The 21945-nt window shown below is 44.4% G+C and carries 16 protein-coding genes; 15 read left to right on the top strand and 1 reads right to left on the bottom strand.

Annotation, left to right across the window (positions count from 1 at the left end; translation table 11 throughout):
• Nucleotides 1–154: 154 nt before the first annotated feature.
• Complete coding sequence (locus tag VKA52_RS09695) at nt 155–769, top strand: hypothetical protein (RefSeq protein WP_326315442.1); 615 nt, start codon at nt 155–157, stop codon at nt 767–769.
• A gap of 130 nt (nt 770–899) precedes the next feature.
• Complete coding sequence (locus VKA52_RS09690) at nt 900–1064, top strand: hypothetical protein (RefSeq protein WP_160911242.1); 165 nt, start codon at nt 900–902, stop codon at nt 1062–1064.
• A gap of 202 nt (nt 1065–1266) precedes the next feature.
• Here the strand turns inward: VKA52_RS09690 and VKA52_RS09685 are convergent, their stop codons facing one another.
• Entirely contained in the window at nt 1267–2994 is a 1728-nt protein-coding gene (locus VKA52_RS09685) for an ABC transporter ATP-binding protein (protein WP_326315438.1), read from the bottom strand.
• 221 nt (nt 2995–3215) lie between these two features.
• Here VKA52_RS09685 and VKA52_RS09680 point away from each other — a divergent pair, with 221 nt between their 5' ends.
• From VKA52_RS09680 to VKA52_RS09620, 13 genes are all read left to right on the top strand, one after another.
• Complete coding sequence (locus VKA52_RS09680; RefSeq protein WP_326315436.1) at nt 3216–4145, top strand: aldo/keto reductase; 930 nt, start codon at nt 3216–3218, stop codon at nt 4143–4145.
• Between the two features lie 396 nt (nt 4146–4541).
• Nucleotides 4542–5207, top strand: coding sequence for a GntR family transcriptional regulator (locus VKA52_RS09675; protein ID WP_326315434.1), 666 nt, complete (start codon nt 4542–4544; stop codon nt 5205–5207).
• Nucleotides 5204–6220: a DctP family TRAP transporter solute-binding subunit gene (locus tag VKA52_RS09670; RefSeq protein ID WP_326315432.1), complete on the top strand. Its 1017-nt coding sequence runs from the start codon at nt 5204–5206 to the stop codon at nt 6218–6220. Before VKA52_RS09675 ends, VKA52_RS09670 begins: the two co-directional genes overlap by 4 nt.
• A gap of 90 nt (nt 6221–6310) precedes the next feature.
• On the top strand, nt 6311–6811 hold the full coding sequence (locus tag VKA52_RS09665; RefSeq protein ID WP_326315430.1) for a TRAP transporter small permease: 501 nt from the start codon (nt 6311–6313) through the stop codon (nt 6809–6811).
• Complete coding sequence (locus VKA52_RS09660; RefSeq protein WP_326315428.1) at nt 6808–8094, top strand: TRAP transporter large permease; 1287 nt, start codon at nt 6808–6810, stop codon at nt 8092–8094. The genes VKA52_RS09665 and VKA52_RS09660 overlap by 4 nt, the downstream gene beginning before the upstream one ends.
• Before the next feature lie 6 nt (nt 8095–8100).
• Complete coding sequence (locus VKA52_RS09655; protein WP_326315426.1) at nt 8101–9054, top strand: D-2-hydroxyacid dehydrogenase; 954 nt, start codon at nt 8101–8103, stop codon at nt 9052–9054.
• Nucleotides 9055–9070: 16 nt separating this feature from the next.
• Entirely contained in the window at nt 9071–10777 is a 1707-nt protein-coding gene (locus VKA52_RS09650; protein WP_326315424.1) for a M20/M25/M40 family metallo-hydrolase, read from the top strand.
• Nucleotides 10778–10789: 12 nt separating this feature from the next.
• Nucleotides 10790–12067: an aspartate aminotransferase family protein gene (locus tag VKA52_RS09645; protein ID WP_326315422.1), complete on the top strand. Its 1278-nt coding sequence runs from the start codon at nt 10790–10792 to the stop codon at nt 12065–12067.
• Between the two features lie 12 nt (nt 12068–12079).
• On the top strand, nt 12080–13510 hold the full coding sequence (locus VKA52_RS09640; protein WP_326315420.1) for an NAD-dependent succinate-semialdehyde dehydrogenase: 1431 nt from the start codon (nt 12080–12082) through the stop codon (nt 13508–13510).
• An 11-nt stretch (nt 13511–13521) separates the two neighbouring features.
• Nucleotides 13522–14925, top strand: coding sequence for an FAD-binding oxidoreductase (locus VKA52_RS09635; RefSeq protein WP_326315418.1), 1404 nt, complete (start codon nt 13522–13524; stop codon nt 14923–14925).
• Nucleotides 14918–16249 carry a (Fe-S)-binding protein gene (locus tag VKA52_RS09630; RefSeq protein WP_326315416.1) on the top strand — a complete coding sequence of 444 codons (1332 nt, stop codon included), beginning with the start codon at nt 14918–14920 and terminating at the stop codon, nt 16247–16249. Before VKA52_RS09635 ends, VKA52_RS09630 begins: the two co-directional genes overlap by 8 nt.
• Nucleotides 16250–16391: 142 nt before the next feature.
• Nucleotides 16392–17507, top strand: a complete 1116-nt coding sequence (locus VKA52_RS09625; RefSeq protein WP_326315414.1) for an amidohydrolase — start codon at nt 16392–16394, stop codon at nt 17505–17507.
• 459 nt (nt 17508–17966) lie between these two features.
• A complete protein-coding gene (locus VKA52_RS09620) occupies nt 17967–21944 on the top strand; it encodes a cell wall-binding repeat-containing protein (protein ID WP_326315412.1) in 3978 nt (1325 codons plus the stop codon).
• Nucleotide 21945 lies beyond the last annotated feature (1 nt).

The raw sequence follows: 21945 nt of genomic DNA, 5'->3' as shown, positions 1-21945 counted from the left end.
ATAATTAGAGAACAGCGCAGCATTCGCAGATGGGTGCTGCGCATTTTTTGGAATTTTTGTAGCGGGGTAATGCGTAGAGTAGTTGTTTTAACTTCTAAGTATGGGAACAAATTTCAATGCTCTTTCCATTTAAAAGAAGGACGGGTGAAGGTAAATGAGCTTGCGCCAAAGAATATTTGTAATCGGTTGGATTGCTTTTGTACTGTACGCCATTTTTCTAGCTCCTGAAGGTAGTCACGGATATCTCCAACAATTAATGACCATGGATGATCCTGATCCTTTCCTATTGATGATTTTCAGCTTTCTTGGCATCTATCCGCTCGTTTTTGTTTCTCTGCTTATCGGAGAAGATCGCAGCCGTCTACCGTTATGGCCATTTCTTTTGGGAATGTTCATGCTTGGTGCCTTTGCACTAATGCCCTATTTTTTCTTATCAAACGCAAGGAATATGAGAGAAGGAAGGGTCCCGGGCTGGTTGGTGAAAGTCTTTCATACTCGATTTTTCATTTTTATTCTTATAATCGTTACTGTCGTTTTATTATGGTACGGAATCGTCTACGGGGATTTTATCTCCTATAGCCAGGCCTTCCAAATATCTAATTTTGTTCATGTAATGACCATTGATTTTATTGTATTAACTGGATTGTCTATTTTCGTCATCTACTGGAAAGAACATAGAAGAGGGAGAGCTAACCAGCGACACTGGATTGGGATCATTCCTATATTTGGAGCGCTTTTCTATTTGTTGCGGCTGAAAGAGGAGTCGTGAGTTTTATAATTTCTTAGAATTCAATGTTTGAGATATTAAACGGGTGGGTACTTATATCCTATATAATTATGAAACGTCATTTTTCTACAATTTCCCATAAAATCTTCTATGTTATGAAAGGAGAATGAAAATGAGAGAAGATATGCTGAGAGTGTTGGACCAAAGAGATTTTCTCGTTAAAGAAAACCAGAGGCTTCAGGAAGAGTTGGAAGCAGAGAGAAACAAGCTGCAGCAGTTGATGAAAGAACAAGAACATCAAGATAGAGAGCGCTCCCTTTCTACAATGGGTGCCTAAATGAATAAGTGTTATACGAACTCAAACGGTGATGATTGAATCTTCCTCGTTTGAGTTTTTGTTTATTTTCAGCCTGTGGCCCCCTCTTCAAGAGAAAGTACTTAATTTCTTTTTCTAACTTCACATTTCGTTAAAAAAGAAGCAGTGAAACCACCACCGTCATCTTTTGTGTATTATGAAACAAGCCACATATGCGTGGCTTTTAAGCATCAATTTTCAGTTGTTGTCTTGCAAAATCACGATAGAGCCTATGCTTTTGGAATAACTCTTCATGAGTGCCGATTCCTGTCACTTTTCCTTTCTCTAAGAAAACAATTTGATCAGCATCGACAATGGTAGATAGACGATGAGCGATGACGAGTGTCGTCCGTCCTTTCATCAAGTTTTTCAACGCTTGTTGAACCACGATTTCTGATTGACTGTCGAGACTGGAAGTGGCTTCGTCCAGCATAAGAATTTCAGGATCCCTGAGAAGGGCGCGGGCAATTGCGATGCGCTGTCTTTGCCCACCTGATAATTTAATTCCTCGTTCGCCGACTTCTGTATCGTATCCGTGTGACAATGATTGAATAAACGTATTCGCATAAGCCATTTCTGCGGCGGCGTGTACTTTTTCTATAGGAATGTCCCCTTCCAAGCCGTAGGTTAAGTTGTCCATGATCGTACCTGCATAAAGAGGACTTTCCTGAGAAACGTATCCAATCATGGTGCGCCAGGATTTAAGATTATAGGTTGAAATCGGTTCTTCGCCATAAAGAATCGTCCCCTTAGAAGGGGAATAAAACTGTTCGATCAGAGAAAACATCGTTGTTTTCCCACTTCCACTAGGTCCGACGATCGCTGTTACGGCACCTTTTTTTGCTGTAAAGGATACATCTTCTAAAATAGGTTCTTCAGGCTGGTAGCCAAAAGAAATCCCCTGAACGGCGAGGTTGTGGTCAAAAGACTTCACCTCCGTTCCATCCTGCAAATCTTCACCGTCCAACGATAAAATCGATAGCACTTTTTCTGTTGCCCCTACTGTCTTTTGGAATTGGGTGGTGAATACGACAATTTGTGTAATTGGCATGATGATTTGGAACAAATATATGAAGAAAGCAGCGAGCTCTCCTGGTGTCATGGCTCCTGAAGTTACCCGGACACCACCGAAGCCGATGATTAGAACAAGGACAACAATGATGAGTGAAGAAACAAGGGGCGCCATTAAAGATTGGATGACACCTTCACGTAATCCTAAGGAATACAATTTCTTAATTCCTGATTTCCCTTTGTTCCATTCCCGATCTTCGGCATTGGAAGCTTTTACAAGACGTATTTCTGAGATGACCCGGGTCAAATGAGCAGAAAATCCGGCGGTTTCCTTTTGAAGGTTCCGAGAGATATTAGCCATTTTCTTTCCAATGGGAATAAGAAAAAGGAGAGCTAACGGAATAATGGAAAACATGACGAGCGTCAACGGCCAATCCAAATAAAAAAGGATGATAATCGCCCCGACGACAGAAATGATCCCGGTAATTAAGCCGGTGAAATGCTCGGTAATCAGGTTTTTGATAACACCTGTATCGTTTGTCATACGACTGACGGCATCTCCCGTTTCATGTTCATCATAGTAGGAAACCGGAAGGACGAGGAGTTTCTGCCACAACTGCTCCCGCAATGAAGCAATGATATGCTGTCCGACTTTGGCAAGGAAATAGACAGACACACCTCCAGCTACGGCCTGGACAAAGAAAGCAATAACTATGCCTGCTATCACAGTTGTATTTAAATCGTTCAGATCAAAATTGTCGATTAACTGACTGGCAAGTAAAGGAATAGCAAGGCCTGCCACCGTTGTAAGTAAACTTAAGAATAATGCGATCGAGAAAATGAGCTTGGGCGGGTGGGTCGCCCGTATCAATTGTAGAAGCTGTTTCCATTTCGGCTGCATAGGTAGTCATCACCTTTGATTCATAGAGTACTTCTATTATATCGAAAGTTACCCTCCCGCTTACAATTTCTTGATTACGTTTCTTATCCTTTTTATATGATTGATGGTAAGAGTCCTGGAGTGGATTCCCCTCATTAGAAATCGACCGTTTGGTTTTTCCCTTCCTAAATTGTGGAATGTAAATAACCATAACATCAACAACTAAAAGGAGACATGTTCATATGGACAGACAAACACGATTAGGAAAATCAGAGCTCTATGTAAATCCCATCGGCCTTGGAACCAATGCCGTCGGTGGTCACAATATTTACCCGAACCTTGATGAAGAAGCAGGTAAAGAGGTGGTACGTACAGCCTTGAATCATGGAATGAACTTTCTGGATACAGCGTTTATCTATGGTCCTGAACGATCGGAAGAGTTGGTCGGAGAAGTGATGAAGGAATACAAGCGTGAAGATATTATTCTTGCTACAAAAGGTGCTCATCAGTTCAAAGGCGAAGATGTCGTCTTCAACAACTCCCCGGATTTTCTGAAAAAATCCGTAGAGGATAGCCTGCAGCGTCTCCGCACGGATTATATTGATTTGTTTTACATTCATTTTCCTGATGAATCCACACCAAAAGATGAAGCCGTAGGTGCCTTGAAAGAGTTGAAAGACGAAGGGAAAATTCGATCCATCGGTGTATCGAACTTTTCGGTCGATCAACTGAAAGAAGCGGATAAAGACGGATACGTAGATGTTATTCAGAGTGAATATAACCTGTTCAAACGTGAAGCGGAGAAGGAAATGCTTCCTTACACAGCTGAAAATGAGATCTCTTTCATTTCATACTTTCCATTTGCCTCTGGTCTCCTCGCAGGAAAGTATAATGAAAACACGACGTTTGATGACTTCCGTGCGAAGAATCCTCTTTTCCAGGGGGAGAATTTCAAGCGGAATTTAGAAAAGGTGGAGCAGCTGAGACCGATAGCGGAAGAGAAAAATGTGGCAATCCCTCACATTGTTTTAGCGTGGTACTTGAATCAGCCCTCCATTGACGCCGTAATTCCTGGAGCTAAACGTACGGAACAGGTCGTAGATAACTTGAAGACGTTGGATGTTAAGTTATCGGAGGAAGAAATTAGTAAGGTCGATAATATATTTTCGTAAGGTTCTAGAGAATCTGGGAGGATGCTGATGGGAAAAAGTCTTATAACCCTTAGTGTTATTTTTATATGGATTTTAGTCTACTCGTTGTTATTTTTCCTGGTACCTAATCCCGTTTTGAAATACTCGTTGATTTGCTTAAGCTTGCTGCCTTTGTTTTATTTACAAGCGAAATGGATAAAAAAAATATGAGAACAATAAAGGTTGAAGAAAGAGTGCGCTGTTGTCCCGGCGCACTCTTTCTTTTTGTATTTTCAAGAAAGCAAAACCGTTTATTGTACTAATTTTCTGAAAAGTGTTGACATTCAGTCAATTGAATAGCACAATAGGACTTAAGATTTCTGTATACAGTATACAGAATACGAAGCACAGAATACTGAAGCAATGGAGGAAGGTTTCGTGGAAAGAATTGCTCGTACAGAAACATTGATGGAACAAGCCTACAAGGCGATAAAAGCATCCATCATCAACAATGAAGTGGTTCCCGGTGATTACTTGACGGAGGAGAAAATTGCTTCGCAGTTGGGAATCAGCCGGACACCCATTCGCGAGGCATTGAAGAAGTTAGCCTTTGAAGGGCTTGTGGAGGTGAAGAAGGGAAGTAAGGCAAGAGTCAGTTCGGTATCACCAGAGAATGCTCATGATTTCCTACTTGTGCGGGAGCGTTTAGAGTCGATGGCTGCAGGGTTGGCGTGCACTCTTGCGACAGAAGAGGATGTGAAAGAGCTGCGCAGATTGTCAGACATGCAGCGAACTTCTATTGATGAACAGAATTTCCATAAGTTTATTGATCTCGATTATGCGTTTCACTCGTACATTGCTGATATATCTGGAAATAAGAAATTGAAAGAGTTCATTGAGAATTTAAATAGTCAGATTCAGCGTTTTCTGATTTTGACGAGTACACTTTCCGATAGTGCCATCGGTGCGGTAGAAGAACATTATCATGTCATTGATGCGATCGAGAACAATGATCCAAAAGAAGCAGAGCAGGCGATGGAGACACATATCCAACAAGTTACGAGAAGAATCATTAATCACAAAGGGGAGGAAGTTAAAAGATGAAAAAATGGTTATTGCCGATTGCCGGGTTGTTAGTATCTTCTGCATTAGTAGGGTGTAGCAGTGATGAAGCAAGTTCAGAGGGAGGGGGGGAAACCTACGAAATTCAAGTCGCCCACCTCGTCAGTGAAGAACAGTCGACACACGTCGCATTGGAATCTTTTATCGAACGTGTGGAGGAACGATCGGATGGGCAACTACAGATAGAGGCCTACCCGAACGGATCGTTATATGCTTCTGACCGTGAAGCTATTGAAGCAGTTCAAATGGGGAACCTTGAGATGACGATTCCAGCCGTCGCTCCTCTTTCCGGGTTTAACAGTAAATTCATGGTTTTTGATCTACCGTTCCTTTTTAAAACAAAAGAAGCTGCTTATTCTGCGCTGGATGGAGAACTTGGCGAATCTTTGTTGAAAGACCTTGAAGATGAAGGATTCAAGGGTCTGGCTTTCGGGGAGAATGGTTTCCGACACATTCTCAATAATGAAGGCCCGATTGAAACTCCGAGTGATTTGGAAGGGTTGAAGCTGAGAACCATGGAAAACCCTGTCCACACGGATACATTTAATGCCCTCGGTGCAAATGCTTCTCCATTTGCCTTTGGTGAACTTTATACCTCTTTGCAGCAAGGTACATACGATGCGATGGAAAGTCCTGTATCCCTTGTCTACACAAACAAATTCTACGAAGTCCAGGATTATTTGACAGTCAGTGGCCACTTTTACGCCGCGACCATTCTACTTACGAACAAAGAGTTTATGGACAGCCTCCCAGAAGAACTACAGACGATTCTCCAAGAAGAAGCAGAAACCTACAGAGACGAACAACGTAAACTTGCCAGTGAGCAGGATGAGCAGTTCCTGAAAGAACTGCAGGAAAACGAAGGATTGAAAGTTAATGAATTGACACCTGAACAGAAGGAGAAATTCATTGAAGCGACTCAATCGGTTTATGACGAATATGAAGATGAAATCGGTGCTGACTTGATTGAACAAGCGAAAGCAGCAAACGAATAACAAAGGGGATCGGTGAGGTGGTGAGCCTCACCGGACTCTACTCTTTTATACAGTGATTGAAAGAGGCGTGATTATCAAAGGAGAGACACAATGAAGAAATTTATAGATGAAAGGTTAGAAGAAATACTCATTGTCATCACAATGGCCTTAATGGTACTTCTCATTTTTTATCAAGTGGTATCCCGTTACGTGTTTAACGATTCGATGAGCTGGACAGAAGAATTGGCTCGTTACGTACATATTTGGCAGGTTTGGATTGCTGCTAGTTTTGCCGTCCGTAAAGGCAAACATATCAAAGTGGAAATGTTCAAAGATTTACTGCCTCCTTTATTCAGAAAAATCATAGACTTTATTGCCCTTGGGCTTTGGTTCTTCGTCGCAGTTACGCTTGCTTATGTGGGAAGTGAAGTAATCCTCAGTTTAATTGAGCAGGGACAAGTATCCCCGGCGATGAGAGTTCCAATGTGGTGGGCGTATCTTGCGATTCCGGTAGGTGGTTTATTAATGTCCATCCGTTTGATTCAGCAATTCATTTTCCTCATCAAGAATCCGGATCGAGAATACTCTTCTTCGGAAGGTGAACCATTATGACGATATTAATCCTGTTTGGTACGTTGTTTCTATTTATCATTATTAATGTTCCTATTGCTATTGCTCTAGGTTTGTCATCCATTTTCACCATTTTATTTGCTACAAATATGAATTTGACCATTGTTGCCCAGCGTGCATTCACTTCACTTGATTCATTTCCTTTAATGGCCATTCCGTTCTTTATGCTGGCTGGAATCTTAATGGGGAAAGGCGGAGTATCCAAGAGGATTCTTAACTTCGCCAGTGCGCTTGTTGGCTGGATCGTCGGAGGGCTTGCGATGGTTACGGTAGTAGCTTGTATGTTTTTCTCCGCTATTTCCGGATCCGGGCCGGCGACGGTGGCTGCTATTGGATCGTTTATGATTCCAGAAATGAAGCGCAGGAATTATGGCGAAGGATTCGCTTCTGCCCTGACGGCCGCTTCCGGATCCATTGGCGTCATTATTCCACCTAGTATTCCTTTCGTATTGTACGGGGTTGTCGGGAGTGTTTCAGTCGGAAGCATGTTCCTGGCAGGGATTATTCCGGGCATTATTATCGGTATTAGTTTGCTCGCCATTTCTTATGTCATTTCAAAGAAGAACGATTACAAACCAGCGGTTGAGTCTTTTTCTTTTAAAGATGTGCTTCGCACATTTTGGGATGCGAAGTGGGCGCTGCTTATCCCTTTCATCATTCTTGGTGGAATTTACGGGAGTGTGTTTTCCCCTACGGAAGCAGCCGTTGTGGCCGTGGTTTATGCCATCGTAGTTGGTCTGTTCGTTTACCGTGAACTGAGCTGGAAAGATGTTTATGACTCTCTGTCTGAAGCAGCCGTCATTAACGGAGCGACAATGATTATCATTGGTTTGTCGATTTCGTTTTCTTTCCTCATGACTTCCGAACGTGTTCCGATGACCATTGCCGAGTTCTTGACGAATCTTTCACAAAATCCGTTCGTCATTCTGCTTTTGATTAACATCTTACTCCTGATTGTGGGAGCATTCATTGATACGATTTCCGCACTTGTTGTTCTGGCGCCAATCCTACTGCCTGTGGTTACCGGACTTGGAGTGGATCCTGTCCACTTTGGAGTCATCCTGGTGGCGAACCTGGCAATTGGGTTCATTACTCCTCCAGTAGGCGTTAACTTATTCGTTGCCTCTAACATAAGCGGAACGAGAATCGAGAGCATTTCGAAAGCGATTCTGCCGATTTTAATGGTGTTAATCGTATCCTTATTGATCATTACCTTTGTTCCTTCATTATCTCTATATCTACCAGAACTTTATAACGGGAGGTAACCAGCTATGATTGTAAGCACGTCGGATGAATGGAGGCAGGCCCATGTCGAAAGCTGGCAGCGGGAAAATAAAGAAGACGTCTTCATATATTCGTGCATTGAAGAAGTACCTATAGAAGTACGTAAAGAGACGGATGTTTTAATTACATTTGGTAATGATTTGACCAAAGAGAACATACACCACTTTGAATCTTTGAAATGGATTCAACTCTTAAGTGCAGGTTTAGAAGATCTTCCTTTTCATGAACTAAGAGAAAAGAAACTACTGATTACAAATGCCCGAGGTGTTCATTGCCGGTCGATGAAGGAATATGTGATCGGGGCAATGCTCCATTTTGAAAAACATTTCCACCGTTTCCTGCAGTTAAAAGAAAACCGTGTATGGGAAAGGGAGACCTTGGTCGGGGAACTGGTCGACCGCAAAGTGCTGGTTTTTGGTACAGGAACCATAGGCTGCGAAATCGGGGAAACGGCTCAGTTTTTCGGGATGAGGATCGATGGTGTGAATACGAAGGGAAGTGTGAAAGAACCTTTTGAACGAGTGTACACCATGGCGGAAGGTTTGGAGCGCATTGAAGAATATGATTATGTGCTTTCCGTTCTTCCTTATACTCCGTCCACGAAAAACATTTTCTCAGATGAAGTGCTTGGCCGTCTTCATTCGGATGCCGTATTCATGAATCTCGGACGTGGGGGTGTCGTGGATGAAGAGGCGCTTGCTGTTCATCTGAAGCAGGAAAAGATTAAAGGAGCCGTACTGGATGTATTTGTCGAGGAACCTCTTCCTCGTGACCATGCTTTCTGGGGATTGCCGAACTTATTGTTGACGCCTCACATGTCAGCGAAATCCGATCATTACATGACGAGGTGTATGGAAATCCTGTTGGAAAACTATCGGAACTTCACCCAAAACGAGCAGCATAGAATGAGAAATCTCGTAGACCTGGCTAAATATTACTAAAGGAAGGAGCGTTCGTATGACTCTATCATCTCAAGCTGATGCATTACAACCTAAGAGTCCGGAGACCCTGTACGCAGAAATCAAAGACCTTGAGGACGCGGAAAAAATTGAACGACTGACAGAGGCTCTTGTACATATTCCAAGCATTAACGGGACCTCAGGGGAAGTGACAATCGCTGAGTATTTGGAAGCGTTTATCCGAGCGATTCCCTATTTTAAAAATCATCCGGAAGCTGTATGGACGCAGCCCTTGAAGAATGACTTTCTAGGGAGAAAAAATGTCTATGCCATCATCCGAAATCCCAAGCATACAAAAACGGTACTCTATCACTCTCACATGGATACGGTAGGCATTGACGATTTTGGAAAACTGAAGGGTCTTGCCTATCACCCGGATCAACTGAGAGAGCATTTTGCCAAACATGGACCGACGGCTGAAGTTCGCGGTCACGCACGAAGTGAGGAGTGGATGTTCGGGCGTGGTTCTGTGGATATGAAGAGTGGAATTGCGGTTCACGTCATCAACCTCATCCATTTTTCTGAACGGGCAGAGGAACTTGAGGGAAATGTACTTCTCATGCTGAATCCAATAGAAGAAAACGAGCACACGGGAATTATAGACTCCGTGGTTGAGCTTAAACGTCTCCAGGAAGAGTGGAAGCTGGATTTAAAGGTGGCGATTAACAATGACTTCGTCACGGAGCTGTATCCAGGAGATCCGAACTACTATATTTACACCGGGGCCATTGGGAAATTGCTTCCGTGTTTTTCGATTTTTGGAAGAGAAGCTCACGTCGGGGAAACGCTGACAGGAGTTGATCCTACTTTGATCTCAGCAGAAATCAACCGACGTATCAACAACAACATGGAATTATCTGAGCGCATCAATGGCGAACACATGTTACCGCCAACGTGTCTGCAGCAGCGTGATCAGAAAGATTTCTATAATGTACAGACCCCTCTCCACAGCCGGTTGTACTTCAATTATTTCATCTATGAGTCTTCTCCAGATGAAGTCATGGAAAAGCTCGTAGCCAAAGCGGCTGAAGCGTGTGCATCCACACAGACGCACATGGAAAGGCAGTACCAGACTTTCTTGAATACAGGGAACTACCCGGATCAGGAATCCCTCAGCTGGGATGTTTCCATTTATACATATGAAGAGTATGTTCGTCACCTTGAAAGACAAGGGATCGATGTCAGAACCTTCATTGACGAGCTGGATTACTCTCAGGACAACATGGATAAACGGGATATTGCTTTCCATGTCGTAGAAAGTTTACAGAATGTTGACCCTGACAAGCAGCCAAAGGTCGTTATTTTTTTTGCTCCACCTTACTGTCCCCATAACTTTTTGCGGGAAGAGGTCGAGAGCGAAAAGAGAATCATAGACGTGCTTCAGGAAGTGACCAGTCACAATAAAGATCAGGTGGAAGGAACTTTTGCAGTCAAGAAGTTCTTCCCATTCTTATCGGACAGCAGTTATTTATCGCTGCATGATTCAGAGGAAGAAGTGCAGTCATTGATTGATAATTTTCCAGAGTATCATGAAATTTACCCTGTCCCGATCCAGGAGATCCGTAAGCTGAATATTCCCTCGATCAACATGGGTGTCTATGGAAAGGATGCACACAAATATACGGAACGTGTTTATAAACCATACACATTCACAACTCTGCCCCAACTGACGCGTCAAGTAACTGAGAAAATCTTTCAAAACTAGGAGGTACAAACAATGGTGCAAATGACAAAAAGCCTGTATGAACGAGCGAGCGAAGTGACACCCCCGACGGCTTCCCGGGCGACGACTTTAGGAATGGTGAAAGCGGAAGGACATTATCTCTTCAGTGAGGATGGAACGAAGTATCTGGATTTTGCCAGTGGTGTGGCGGTGACCAATGTCGGCCATAACCACCCGAAAGTTGTGGAGGCCGCGAAATCCCAGCTGGATGAAATGATCCATGGAGGCCACAATGTCGTCTATTACCCATCATACGTGAAGCTCGCGGAGAAGCTGAACGAGTTGAACGGTGGCGATCAGATGGTGTATTTCAGTAATAGCGGAGCAGAAGCAAATGAAGGCGCTATTAAACTTGCAAAAAAAGTAACGAAACGTCCAGCGGTGATCTCCTTTAAACGAGGATTTCATGGTCGAACGATTGCTGCTACATCGATTACAGCCTCGAACGCCGCGTACCGCAAAGATTATGAAGGCCTGCTTCCGAGTGTCTATTATGCCGATTATCCGTATGCTTACCAGACGGGTCTTTCAGAAGAAGCGGAAGTGGAACGCTGCCTCGCTCAACTACAGGAAGTGTTTGATTTCCAAGTGCATCCTGAGAGTGTAGCTGCCATTATTCTTGAGCCTGTACAAGGGGAAGGTGGGTATATTGTCCCGCCAAAAAGCTTTTTGGAAAAACTTCGCACCCTTTGTGACGAGCATGGAATCCTGCTTATTTTTGATGAAATTCAAACAGGTTTCGGCCGTACGGGGGAGATGTTCGCCTATCAGCATTTCGGTGTGAAACCGGATATCTTGACGCTTGCGAAAGGAATTGCGGCAGGATTCCCACTCAGTGGGATTGTGGCACCGAAAAAAATCATGGAACAGTGGCCGGCAGGTACGCACGGAGGGACTTATGGCGGAAACCCTGTGGCTTGTGCCGCATCTCTCGCGTCCATAGATATTTTAGAAAAAGAAGGGTTGCCGAATGCTAAAAATCAAGGCGCTTATTTTAAGGAAGCCCTTTTTCAATTGAAAGAGCGGGTGCAGGGGATCGGAGACGTTCGTGGTGTCGGACTGATGCTCGCCATTGAACTTCGAAAAGAAGACGGATCCCCTGACCCTGATATGCTTTCTAAAATCAGAGCAGTCGCGTTGGACGAAGGCATTATTCTATTAGGTTGTGGGACGAAGAAAAACGTGTTGCGTTTCATTCCACCAACGACTGTCAAACGGGAAGAAATTGATCGAGTCATCGACGTTGTTGAGCGAGTTTTGAAGGATAATTAGGGGGGACCTTTCATGTTATATATTGATGGACAATGGACAAATAGCCAGTCAGGAGAACAACTGGATGTAACAAATCCTGCGACAAGAGATGTGATTCAACAAGTGGCGAAAGGGGGAGCCGAAGATTCTTTGCAGGCGATCGATGCTGCGGATCGTTCGTTTGCAGCATGGAAGAAGTTGACCGCCAAAGAGCGCGGTGCCTACCTTGTTAAAGCGGCCGACATCCTTCGAGAGCAATCAGATGAGCTGGCTGAAACGGTTACGAAAGAAATGGGGAAACCGTTGAACGAGTCGAAAGGCGAAGTAAATCTTGCTATTGACTACCTATATTGGTATGCCGAAGAAGCTAAACGTGTCTATGGAGAGACGATTCCAGCGTCTCATCCATCCAAGCGTCTGCACGTATTCAAAGAACCTGTCGGAGTAACGGCAGCGGTAACGCCTTGGAACTTTCCAGTGGCGATGATTACAAGAAAAATTGCCCCGGCACTCGCAGCCGGATGCCCGGTCGTCGTCAAGCCGGCTTCAGCTACACCACTGTCGGCTATTAAAGTATTCGAGGCTTTTCACGAAGCGGAACTGCCTGAAGGAGTCGCCAATTTGGTCATTGGTTCAGCTTCCAGCGTGGTAGGTGAAATGACGAAAAGTCCGAAAGTGAAAAAGATTACGTTTACGGGTTCCACCGAAGTAGGCAAAAAGCTGATCCGCGATTCTGCCGACACTGTTAAAAAAGTATCGATGGAACTCGGCGGTCACGCACCTTTCGTAGTGTTTGAGGATGCTGACTTAGACCTCGCTGTGGATAGTGTTGTGGGTAGTAAATTTCGTAATGCCGGGCAGACATGTATTTGTACCAACCGTATCTATGTGCAGGATACGATTGCAGAAGAGTTTTCGACGCGCTTTGTTGAAAAAGTCCAGGCACTTTCTATCGGGAATGGCTTGGATGCTGGAGTTGAAATCGGCCCACTTATCGATGGGGGTGCCGTAGACAAAGTTGAAGAGCAAATTAAAGATGCCACGGAAAAAGGTGCCGTTGTTCTGTGTGGAGGCCAGCGTATGAGTGCGGCTGGAGAGCAGGGAGGCAGCTTCTTTGAACCAACGGTGTTAGGAAATGCAACGGATGAAATGGTCATTACAAGAGAAGAAACCTTTGGCCCCGTCGCTCCTATTTATACTTTCTCCTCGGAAGAAGAAGCCATAAAGCGCGCGAACCATCCGGAGTATGGGCTTGCCGCTTATGCGTTTACCAAGGATATTTCTCGATCTTACCGTCTAATGGAAGGACTGGAGTACGGCATCATCGGTCTGAATGACCCGATCCCGACAACAGCTCAAGCTCCATTCGGGGGAATGAAAGAAAGCGGCACCGGTCGTGAAGGTGGCCGACAGGGGATCGAAGAATATTTAGAAGACAAATTTGTTTCCATCGGAAATATATAGGAGGAAAGAACATGGAGAAGTGGATGGAGGTTCTCTCAGAGAAAATACCCAGCCGTCAGCTCATTACTGACCTGGCCGGACGCTACAGTTACAGCTTCGACGCCTCTTTCGGGGAACATCTTCCGGAACTCGTCGTACAGGCGAAGAATCGGGAAGAGGTTGTTCATGTCGTGAAAGTAGCGAACGACTTCCACATTCCAGTTTATCCAAGAGGACAAGGGACTTCCTTAAGTGGCGGTCCCTTGCCTGTTCATGGAGGTGTGGTTCTTGACCTTTCTCAATGGCCTGAAGAGCTGGACGTAGCTGTTGAAGACCTTACGGTGACGGTTTCCCCAAGTGTACTGACCGCAAGGATTAATGAAGAAGCGGAAAAGCATGGTCTGATGTATCCGCCGGATCCAAGCAGTGCCCATGTGGCTACTATTGGTGGCAACCTGGCAGAAAATTCAGGAGGGCCACGAGGGTTGAAATATGGAGTAACCAAAGATTACGTTCTTGGTTTGGAATTGGTTACCCCAGAAGGAGAGGTCATTCGTACAGGTGGACAGACAATAAAGAATGTCACCGGCTTTGACTTGACTAAACTCATCGTTGGTTCAGAAGGAACCCTGGGAGTCATCACTCAAGCAACCTTGAAACTTGTCCCTAAACCCCTGGCTAAACAAACGATGATGGTGGAGTTTGCTGATGTGCGCACGGCCGGAGCAGCTATTTCACGTACGCTGACCACTGGAATTTTGCCTTCCAAGTTGGAGATTATGGACCAGGCCTGTATTGCCGCGGTAGAAAACTTCCGTCCTTCAGGGCTCCCGCAGGAAGCAGAAGCGATTGTGATTATTGAGTTGGATGGGCACCCGGAAACATTGAAAATAGAAATGGAGTCCCTTCATGAAATTATGACAGCCATTGGAGCAACCGGAATCACAGTACCTCAGACTCCTGAAGAATCAGAAGCGATTTGGTTTGCACGCAAACAAGTGTCCCCGGCCATCGCCAAAATCAAGCCTACGAAAGTCTCAGAGGATGCCACTGTCCCAAGAAGCAAGATTCCCGATATGATGGACCGACTGAAAGATATCAAAGAAACATACAATTTGGCCATCGTTGTGTTCGGCCACGCCGGGGATGGAAACCTCCATCCGAATATTCTCTGCGACAAAACAGATAAGGAAGAAATGAAGCGGGTCGAACAAGCGGTGAAGGAAATATTTGAGGCGGCTGTCGATTTAGGAGGTACGCTATCAGGTGAGCATGGAATTGGGACGATGAAAGCCCCGTTCATGGAATACGAATTAGGCGAAACTGGCTTGGATATGATGAAACGTATCAAAGACAGCTGGGATCCCAACGGAATTATGAACCCAGGTAAAATTTTTCCGGAAAAAGGCCAGAAGCTGGTGTTGACTCATGGGTAATTTATTGGAGCTCCAGCAAAAACTAAGCTATGATAAAACGTTCGATTGTGTCCAGTGTGGCTATTGCCTTCCTGCCTGCCCGACATATGAAACGATGGAGAGGGAGACCCATTCTCCAAGAGGGCGGATCAATCTAGTAAAAATGGTCGCGGAAAACAAAGCTTCCATTACAGACTTAGAGGATCCTATTGAGAAATGCCTCGGATGCATGGCTTGTACGACCGTTTGTCCAACGAACGTTCAATATGGACAGATTCTGGAAAGTGCGAAAGAAGTCATCGAAGAGAATAGGGCCAAAGGGATGTTACAGAAGAAAACAGAGGAGTTTCTTTTCGGTACTTTTTTCCCTTCTTCTAAATGGATGAAGACATTAGGAGAAGCGACCTGGTTCTATCAGAAGACAGGCGTTCAGCGTTTAGCAAAACTGATGAGAGTCATGGAGGCTGCTCCTCTTCATTTAGGGGTATTTGAAAAAGTGATACCCGAACAACCGTCACCGCAGAAGCGAAAGCAGCGAGTGAAGCGTTACATAAGGAAGCGTCCGGCAAGAGGAAAGGTTGCCTTTTTCACCGGATGCGTCATGGACGGTATCTTCTTTGAAACGAATGAGAAAACGATTGAATTGATGCTGAGAAGTGGCCTTGAGGTCGTTCTTCCTGAAGAACAGACATGTTGTGGTGCGCTTCATGCTCATTCAGGGAAAGTAGAGGAATCCAAAAAACTGGCCAAGCGGAACATTGCTGCTTTTGAAGAGGAAGAGGTTGATTATATTATCAACAACGCTGGTGGATGCGGTGCTCGTCTTATTGAATATCATCATCTATTCGAGGAAGGAACACAATGGTACGATCGTGCTCTGGCCTTTACAAAAAAGGTGATGGACATTTCTGAGGTGCTTGTCGAGGTTGACGCTTTGGACTTCCAAGACTCCGTTCATCAAACGATTACGTATCAACCATCCTGCCACATGACGAATGTGCAAAAGGTGACTTCGCCGCCATTAGAACTGTTGGACAAGGTTCCTGGACTGACATTCAAAAAACTAGACCGTCCTAACTTCTGCTGTGGTTCCGCAGGCATCTACAACATGGTGAATTATGAAGAATCGATGGATGTTTTAGACGTAAAGATGAAAGATGTTTGTTCAAAAAACCCTGACACAGTCATAACCACGAATCCAGGCTGTTTGCTGCAAATGAAAGTCGGCATTGAGCGGGAGGGAAAATCAGAGACCATGTCTGCTGTCCACCTTGTAGATCTATTACTACAAGCAAACCCTAAGTATAAAGAGAGCTCAGCAGAATCGGTGTTTGTCCATGAGTAAACCAGAGCGGGAGAAATCCTTCTCTGGTTTTATTTATAGAATCTTTTTCGTACTCTATTGAGGGAAATTTCTACGATCATGAGGAAAAGTATGGAAAACAGGGAAATGGTTCATATAATCTTTTACATGCAGGAGTGTGGCTATGAAGAAGAATGTTCGACCGACGGTTCAGGAAATCTTTGATCACCTTCATCAAAATCCAGAGGTCAGCTGGAAGGAAACAAAAACAACAGATTATATTGCCTCTTTGCTGGAGAAAACGAATGCGAGAATCCGGCGATTCAATGATTGTACAGGCTTGATCGCTGATTTGGGCCAAGGAGCCCCGGTGATTGCTATACGTGCGGATATAGATGCCCTTTGGCAGGAAGTGGATGGAACGTTTCAAGCGAATCACTCCTGCGGTCACGATGCCCATATGGCAATTGTCCTGGATGCTCTTTATAAATTAGAAGAGCGAAAAGATTCATGGAATGGGACAATTCGCTTCATCTTCCAACCGGCCGAAGAAAAGATACAAGGTGCCTTAAAAATGGTGGAGGAAGGTGTCATCGATTCTGTGGAATATCTTTATGGTCTGCACCTCAGACCGATGCAGGAGCTTCGTACTGGTCAGTTCGCTCCAGGTATTCAGCATGGAGCGGTCCGGTTTTTAAAAGGGGAGATCAAGGGGGAAGATGCCCACGGGGCACGCCCGCACCTTAACAAAAATGCGATTGAGCTGGGGGCGGAATTTGTTCACATGATGAATGCCATTCATTTAGATCCCAAAATCCCTCATTCGGCAAAAATGACATTATTTCAGAGTGGTGGGAGCAGTGCGAATATCATTCCGGGCAACGCTGCTTTTTCGATCGATCTACGGGCACAGACGAACGAAGCGATGTCAGAGCTGTTTTCAAAAATTGAAGCCATTGCCGATTGTATATCCAAGCTGCATGGTTCTGGAATAAAAGTGAAGATCACTTCGGATGTCCCAGCAGCAGTTATGAATGAAGAATCTGTCATGCACATGGAACATGCCATTAGAGAAGTGAAAGGTGAAGAGCATTTGAAACCTGTCATTGAAACGACAGGTGGAGATGACTTTCATTTCTATTCCATTATGCAGCCGGACCTTAAAGCGACGATGCTAGCTGTTGGCTGCGATTTGCAGCCGGGTTTGCATCATCCGGATATGACCTTTGATCAAAGTGTATTAGGAGAAGCCTCAAAAATTATCGTTGAGACAGTTTTGCAACACGGAAGGAGTCATTAGCGGTGAAAGGGAGGGATTTACAATTTCTTACAAAAAACATGTGATCATCAATACGATCATTGCTTCTGTATTTCTCCTGTTATGCTATTTAATCGATCGGTTTATTTATTCTATTGATGGATATGTTGGGCTATTGCTCATTTTATATATTGGAAGTCTTACAGTAAGAAGATTTGAGGATAACTTTGCTAAAAAAAATAAGATAAATGACCCCGACAACCGTTGATCGGTATTGGGGTTTTTTTATATGAATTTTCATCTCTACCTGTTGATGTATAAGGACCTGGGTCGTTCTTTCATGCACAAAAATGAAGAAGTTATTAATCTGTAATTGTAAGCGATTACAAACTGTTTATCAAAGATTTACACAATTAACACAAATTGAACAAAATTTCCTATATAATGGAGGTTGTTGAGGAGTTTTGTAGAAATATAAACAATATTGGGAGGTTATCTCTTTTGAGAAAGAAAAACTTTGTACGTGGAGTCAGCTCTGTCGTGGTTGGTTCATTGGTTCTTGGGATGTATTCGGCCCCTGCTTTTCCAGTAAATGCAGAGTCAACATCTGCCGATTCCATGCTCATTTCTGAGTACATTGAAGGAAGCTCTAATAATAAAGCTTTGGAATTATACAATGGTACCGGGAGTTCATTAGACTTGTCCCAGTACTCTCTTGTGCAGTACAACAACGGAAGTACAGAACCTACTTACACGCTGCCTTTGGAAGGAACACTTGCAGATGGTGAGACATTCGTAGTGGCTAACCAAAATGCAGACCAGGCTATTCTGGACGCTGCAGATTTAGCAACTGGAGACCAGGTAGTTGGTTTCAATGGTAATGATGTCATTGTTCTGCAAAAAGGAGAACAAGTCATTGATTCGATTGGTAAGATAGGTACCGATGCGGATTTTGCTAAAGACGTGACCCTGACGAGAAAAGCTGATGACCTTGCAGGAGATACGAATCTTGAGGACGCGTTTAATCCAACAGACTCCTATATCAATCAAGGGAAAGATGTATTTTCCTATCTAGGTCAATTCCCGGACGAAGGCTCAGAAGAACCCCCTGCACCAGAAGATCCCGTTGAACTATCCAGTATATATGATGCCAGAAACTCCGATGAGGGTACGGATGTCAAAGTGAAGGGAATTGCGACTGCAACCTTTGTAGCTGGTGACAAAACGAACGTGTACATACAAGATGAAACAGGTGGCATTGTCGTTCGTACAGGCGAGAAAGTCGCAATCGGTGATGAACTTACAGCAGAGGGCCCTTTGGGTTCTTATTATGGTCTTGAACAAATTCAGACAGATAATATAGAAATTATAGAAGAAATGAAAGGTGTACCCGCAGCTCTCCAAGTAGAAGGAGCTGATTTCAGTAAGGAGTCAGGCGAAGAATTCGAAGGGGAATATGTTGAACTCACCGATGTGAAAATCGTTGGTGAAGGTGACGGCGGAGATTATTTAGCAGAGGAAAGCGGGAATGAATTTCTTATCTCTCAAAACGAGGGTAGTGTTGATTTTGAAGTAGGAAAGACCTATGAGTTGTTACGCGGAGTGGTCACCTACAGTTTTGATGAGTATCGTTTAATCCCACGCAATCAGAGTGACGTGATTGAAAAGATTTTCTCAGTTATAGCTTCTAAGGACTCCGGCAACATTCCTGAAGGATCCGACGTCACTCTCACCACGGCTCAACCTGATGCAACCATTCATTATACAACGGATGGATCGGAACCTACGAAGGAAAGTCAAGTTTACGATTCTCCTATCACCATCAATCAAGATACGACGATCAAAGCGGTCGTAGTCAAAGAGGGTGGAGAAACGAGTGAGGTATTTACTTACTCCTATGAAGTGCTGAAGGCTGTTGATTCATTGGAGATTCATGATATCCAAGGATCTTCCCATACATCCCCTTACGTCGATATGAATGTAGAAAATGTCACCGGGGTTGTCACAGCTCTGGATGGTACTTATGGCTATTATATTCAAGGGACAAACCCTGATGAAGATATCGCAACATCAGAGGGAATCTATGTTTATGATCGAAACTCTGGTGTGAGTGTCGGTGATGAAGTATCGGTGAATGGTGAAGTTAAAGAGTGGCGTGAAGATGGATACGATGATGCGGATGATCTTCTAACCACACAAATCACAGCTTCTGATTCTACGATTCTATCATCTGACAACGCCTTACCAGACACAGTCGTTATCGGCGAAGATCGTATCCAGCCGAAAGTGAACATTGAGGACGATGGAATGGAAAGCTTTGACCCTGAGACGGACGGGCTGGATTTCTATGAAAGTCTTGAAGGTATGCGAATTGAGATGAAGGATGCTCACGTCACATCTCCTCCGAAGTATGAGGAAGTCGCTGTTTATGTAGATACCAATGAGGATCAGGCCATGACCGATGCCGGCGGCCTGTTGTTGACAGAAGAAGACGCGAACCCAGAGCGTGTGCTGCTGGATGTTGATGGATATGACGTCAATGTCAAAGTTGGAGATCAGCTTGATGGGTCTGTCACGGGTATCGTCAGCTATGACTACAGCAACTTCAAGGTCCGCACAACCGGCGATTTCCCTGCCATTATTGTTGGTGGTACGGAAAGAGAAACGACTGACCTTGCCATTGAAGAAGGAAAGTTGAATGTAGCTACGTACAACATGGAAAACTTCTCAGCAGAAACTTCTATGGACAAAGTTAATCGTATTGCTGAATCTATGGTGAACAACTTGAAGCAGCCGGATATCATCGGGTTGGTGGAGGTTCAAGACAATAATGGTCCGACAGACGATGGCACTGTCAAGGCGGATGAGTCTTATAAGAAGCTCATTGCTGCGATTGAAGACCAGGGCGGACCAACTTATGAATTTGCAGAAATTGCCCCTTTGGATAAAACGGACGGAGGCCAGCCGGGAGGAAACATTCGTGTCGGGTTTATTTACAACCCTGAACGTGTGTCCATGGTCGATAAGCCGAGCGGGGATGCAACTACGGGTGTAGAAGTTTCAGCAGAAGGGCTCAACCTTAATCCAGGGCGTATCGATCCAACGAATGAAGCTTTCGATGATTCACGTAAATCGTTGGCTGCAGAATTTGAATTCAAAGGACAAAAGGTCCTTGTCGTAACCAACCACTTCAATTCCAAAGGCGGAGATGATGCACTCTTTGGTGCCAGTCACCCAATAGAACTGGGGAGTCAGGTCCAGCGCCTGAAACAAGCTCAAGTACTCAATGACTTTGTCGATGAATACGAAGAAAACGTGGATGGAGCGAACATCGTCGTCTTAGGAGACTTGAATGATTTTGAATTCTCTGATCCTCTCGAAACATTGAAAGGGGATGTTCTGACGAACATGACGGAAGAACTTCCGCTGGAAGAGCGTTATTCCTACAATTATCAAGGGAATTCTCAGGTTCTCGATCATATTTTGGTCAATAACTCTCTGGCCGAACAAACGAAGATTGATAGTGTCAATATCAATGCTGACTTCTCAGAAGCTGATGGACGTGCAAGTGACCACGACCCGATGCTTGCTCAAATTGAATTCGGAACAGATGTGGAACGTATTTCAGGAGTCAATCGTTATGAAACAGCCATCGAAGTTTCTAAGAAAGGCTGGGATCAGGCAGATACTGTGGTTATTGCCAGAGGAGACTCCTTCCCGGATGCTTTGGCTGGGGCCCCTCTTGCTTATAAACTTGATGCACCCATCCTATTGACGAAAACCAACACGCTTAAATCCGAGGTCAAAGCTGAGATTGATAGATTAGGAGCGAAACATGCCGTCATTCTTGGTGGCGATGGAGCGATCTCTAATTATGTCAGTTACCAATTAGAAGGAGAAGGCTTGTCTGTGGAACGTATTTCTGGAGAGGACCGTTATGAAACGGCGGCTAACATTGCTGCTCGCCTGGATGGATCACCAGAAAAAGCAATCATTGCGGATGGAAGAAACTATCCAGATGCGTTGTCCGGTGCTTCTTATGCAGCAGAGCATGGCTATCCTGTTTTATTGACGAAAACGAAAAAGCTGCCATCAGAAACAAAATTGGCTTTGTCTGACATTGATGAAACCGTAGTTCTTGGTGGAACAAATGCTGTCAGTGATAAAGTACTTGAAAATCTACCAAATCCAATGCGCTACAAAGGATCTGATCGTTACGGAACATCTGCAGAGATTGCAGCGGAATTAGTTGGCGATACGGACTCTGCTTTAGTTGCGACAGGACGGGATTTTGCGGATGCATTAACAGGATCTGTACTTGCAGCGAAATTGAAAGCGCCGATGCTTCTTGTGAAGCCGGATGATCTTCCAGATGAAATCGAAGCACTAATCCAGGAAAAGGATTACACAAACTTCCATGTTCTTGGTGGAACAAATGCCGTGAGTGATGAAGTGAAGAATGAGCTTGATGACAAATAAA

It is taken from the genome of Halobacillus sp. HZG1, assembly GCF_035818575.1.
Lineage (GTDB): Bacteria > Bacillota > Bacilli > Bacillales > Halobacillaceae > Halobacillus > Halobacillus litoralis.
The sequence above is the reverse complement of the archived record's forward strand: the minus strand, read 5'-3'. Positions and strand labels throughout refer to the sequence as shown.

What these genes read in the sequence shown, in the direction of transcription:
- VKA52_RS09695 (WP_326315442.1), top strand. Translation starts at nt 155, where the DNA reads ATGAGCTTGCGCCAAAGAATATTTGTAATCGGTTGGATTGCTTTTGTA.
- VKA52_RS09690 (WP_160911242.1), top strand. Translation starts at nt 900, where the DNA reads ATGAGAGAAGATATGCTGAGAGTGTTGGACCAAAGAGATTTTCTCGTT.
- VKA52_RS09685 (WP_326315438.1), bottom strand. Translation starts at nt 2,994, where the DNA reads ATGCAGCCGAAATGGAAACAGCTTCTACAATTGATACGGGCGACCCAC.
- VKA52_RS09680 (WP_326315436.1), top strand. Translation starts at nt 3,216, where the DNA reads ATGGACAGACAAACACGATTAGGAAAATCAGAGCTCTATGTAAATCCC.
- VKA52_RS09670 (WP_326315432.1), top strand. Translation starts at nt 5,204, where the DNA reads ATGAAAAAATGGTTATTGCCGATTGCCGGGTTGTTAGTATCTTCTGCA.
- VKA52_RS09665 (WP_326315430.1), top strand. Translation starts at nt 6,311, where the DNA reads ATGAAGAAATTTATAGATGAAAGGTTAGAAGAAATACTCATTGTCATC.
- VKA52_RS09660 (WP_326315428.1), top strand. Translation starts at nt 6,808, where the DNA reads ATGACGATATTAATCCTGTTTGGTACGTTGTTTCTATTTATCATTATT.
- VKA52_RS09655 (WP_326315426.1), top strand. Translation starts at nt 8,101, where the DNA reads ATGATTGTAAGCACGTCGGATGAATGGAGGCAGGCCCATGTCGAAAGC.
- VKA52_RS09650 (WP_326315424.1), top strand. Translation starts at nt 9,071, where the DNA reads ATGACTCTATCATCTCAAGCTGATGCATTACAACCTAAGAGTCCGGAG.
- VKA52_RS09645 (WP_326315422.1), top strand. Translation starts at nt 10,790, where the DNA reads ATGGTGCAAATGACAAAAAGCCTGTATGAACGAGCGAGCGAAGTGACA.
- VKA52_RS09640 (WP_326315420.1), top strand. Translation starts at nt 12,080, where the DNA reads ATGTTATATATTGATGGACAATGGACAAATAGCCAGTCAGGAGAACAA.
- VKA52_RS09635 (WP_326315418.1), top strand. Translation starts at nt 13,522, where the DNA reads ATGGAGAAGTGGATGGAGGTTCTCTCAGAGAAAATACCCAGCCGTCAG.
- VKA52_RS09630 (WP_326315416.1), top strand. Translation starts at nt 14,918, where the DNA reads ATGGGTAATTTATTGGAGCTCCAGCAAAAACTAAGCTATGATAAAACG.
- VKA52_RS09625 (WP_326315414.1), top strand. Translation starts at nt 16,392, where the DNA reads ATGAAGAAGAATGTTCGACCGACGGTTCAGGAAATCTTTGATCACCTT.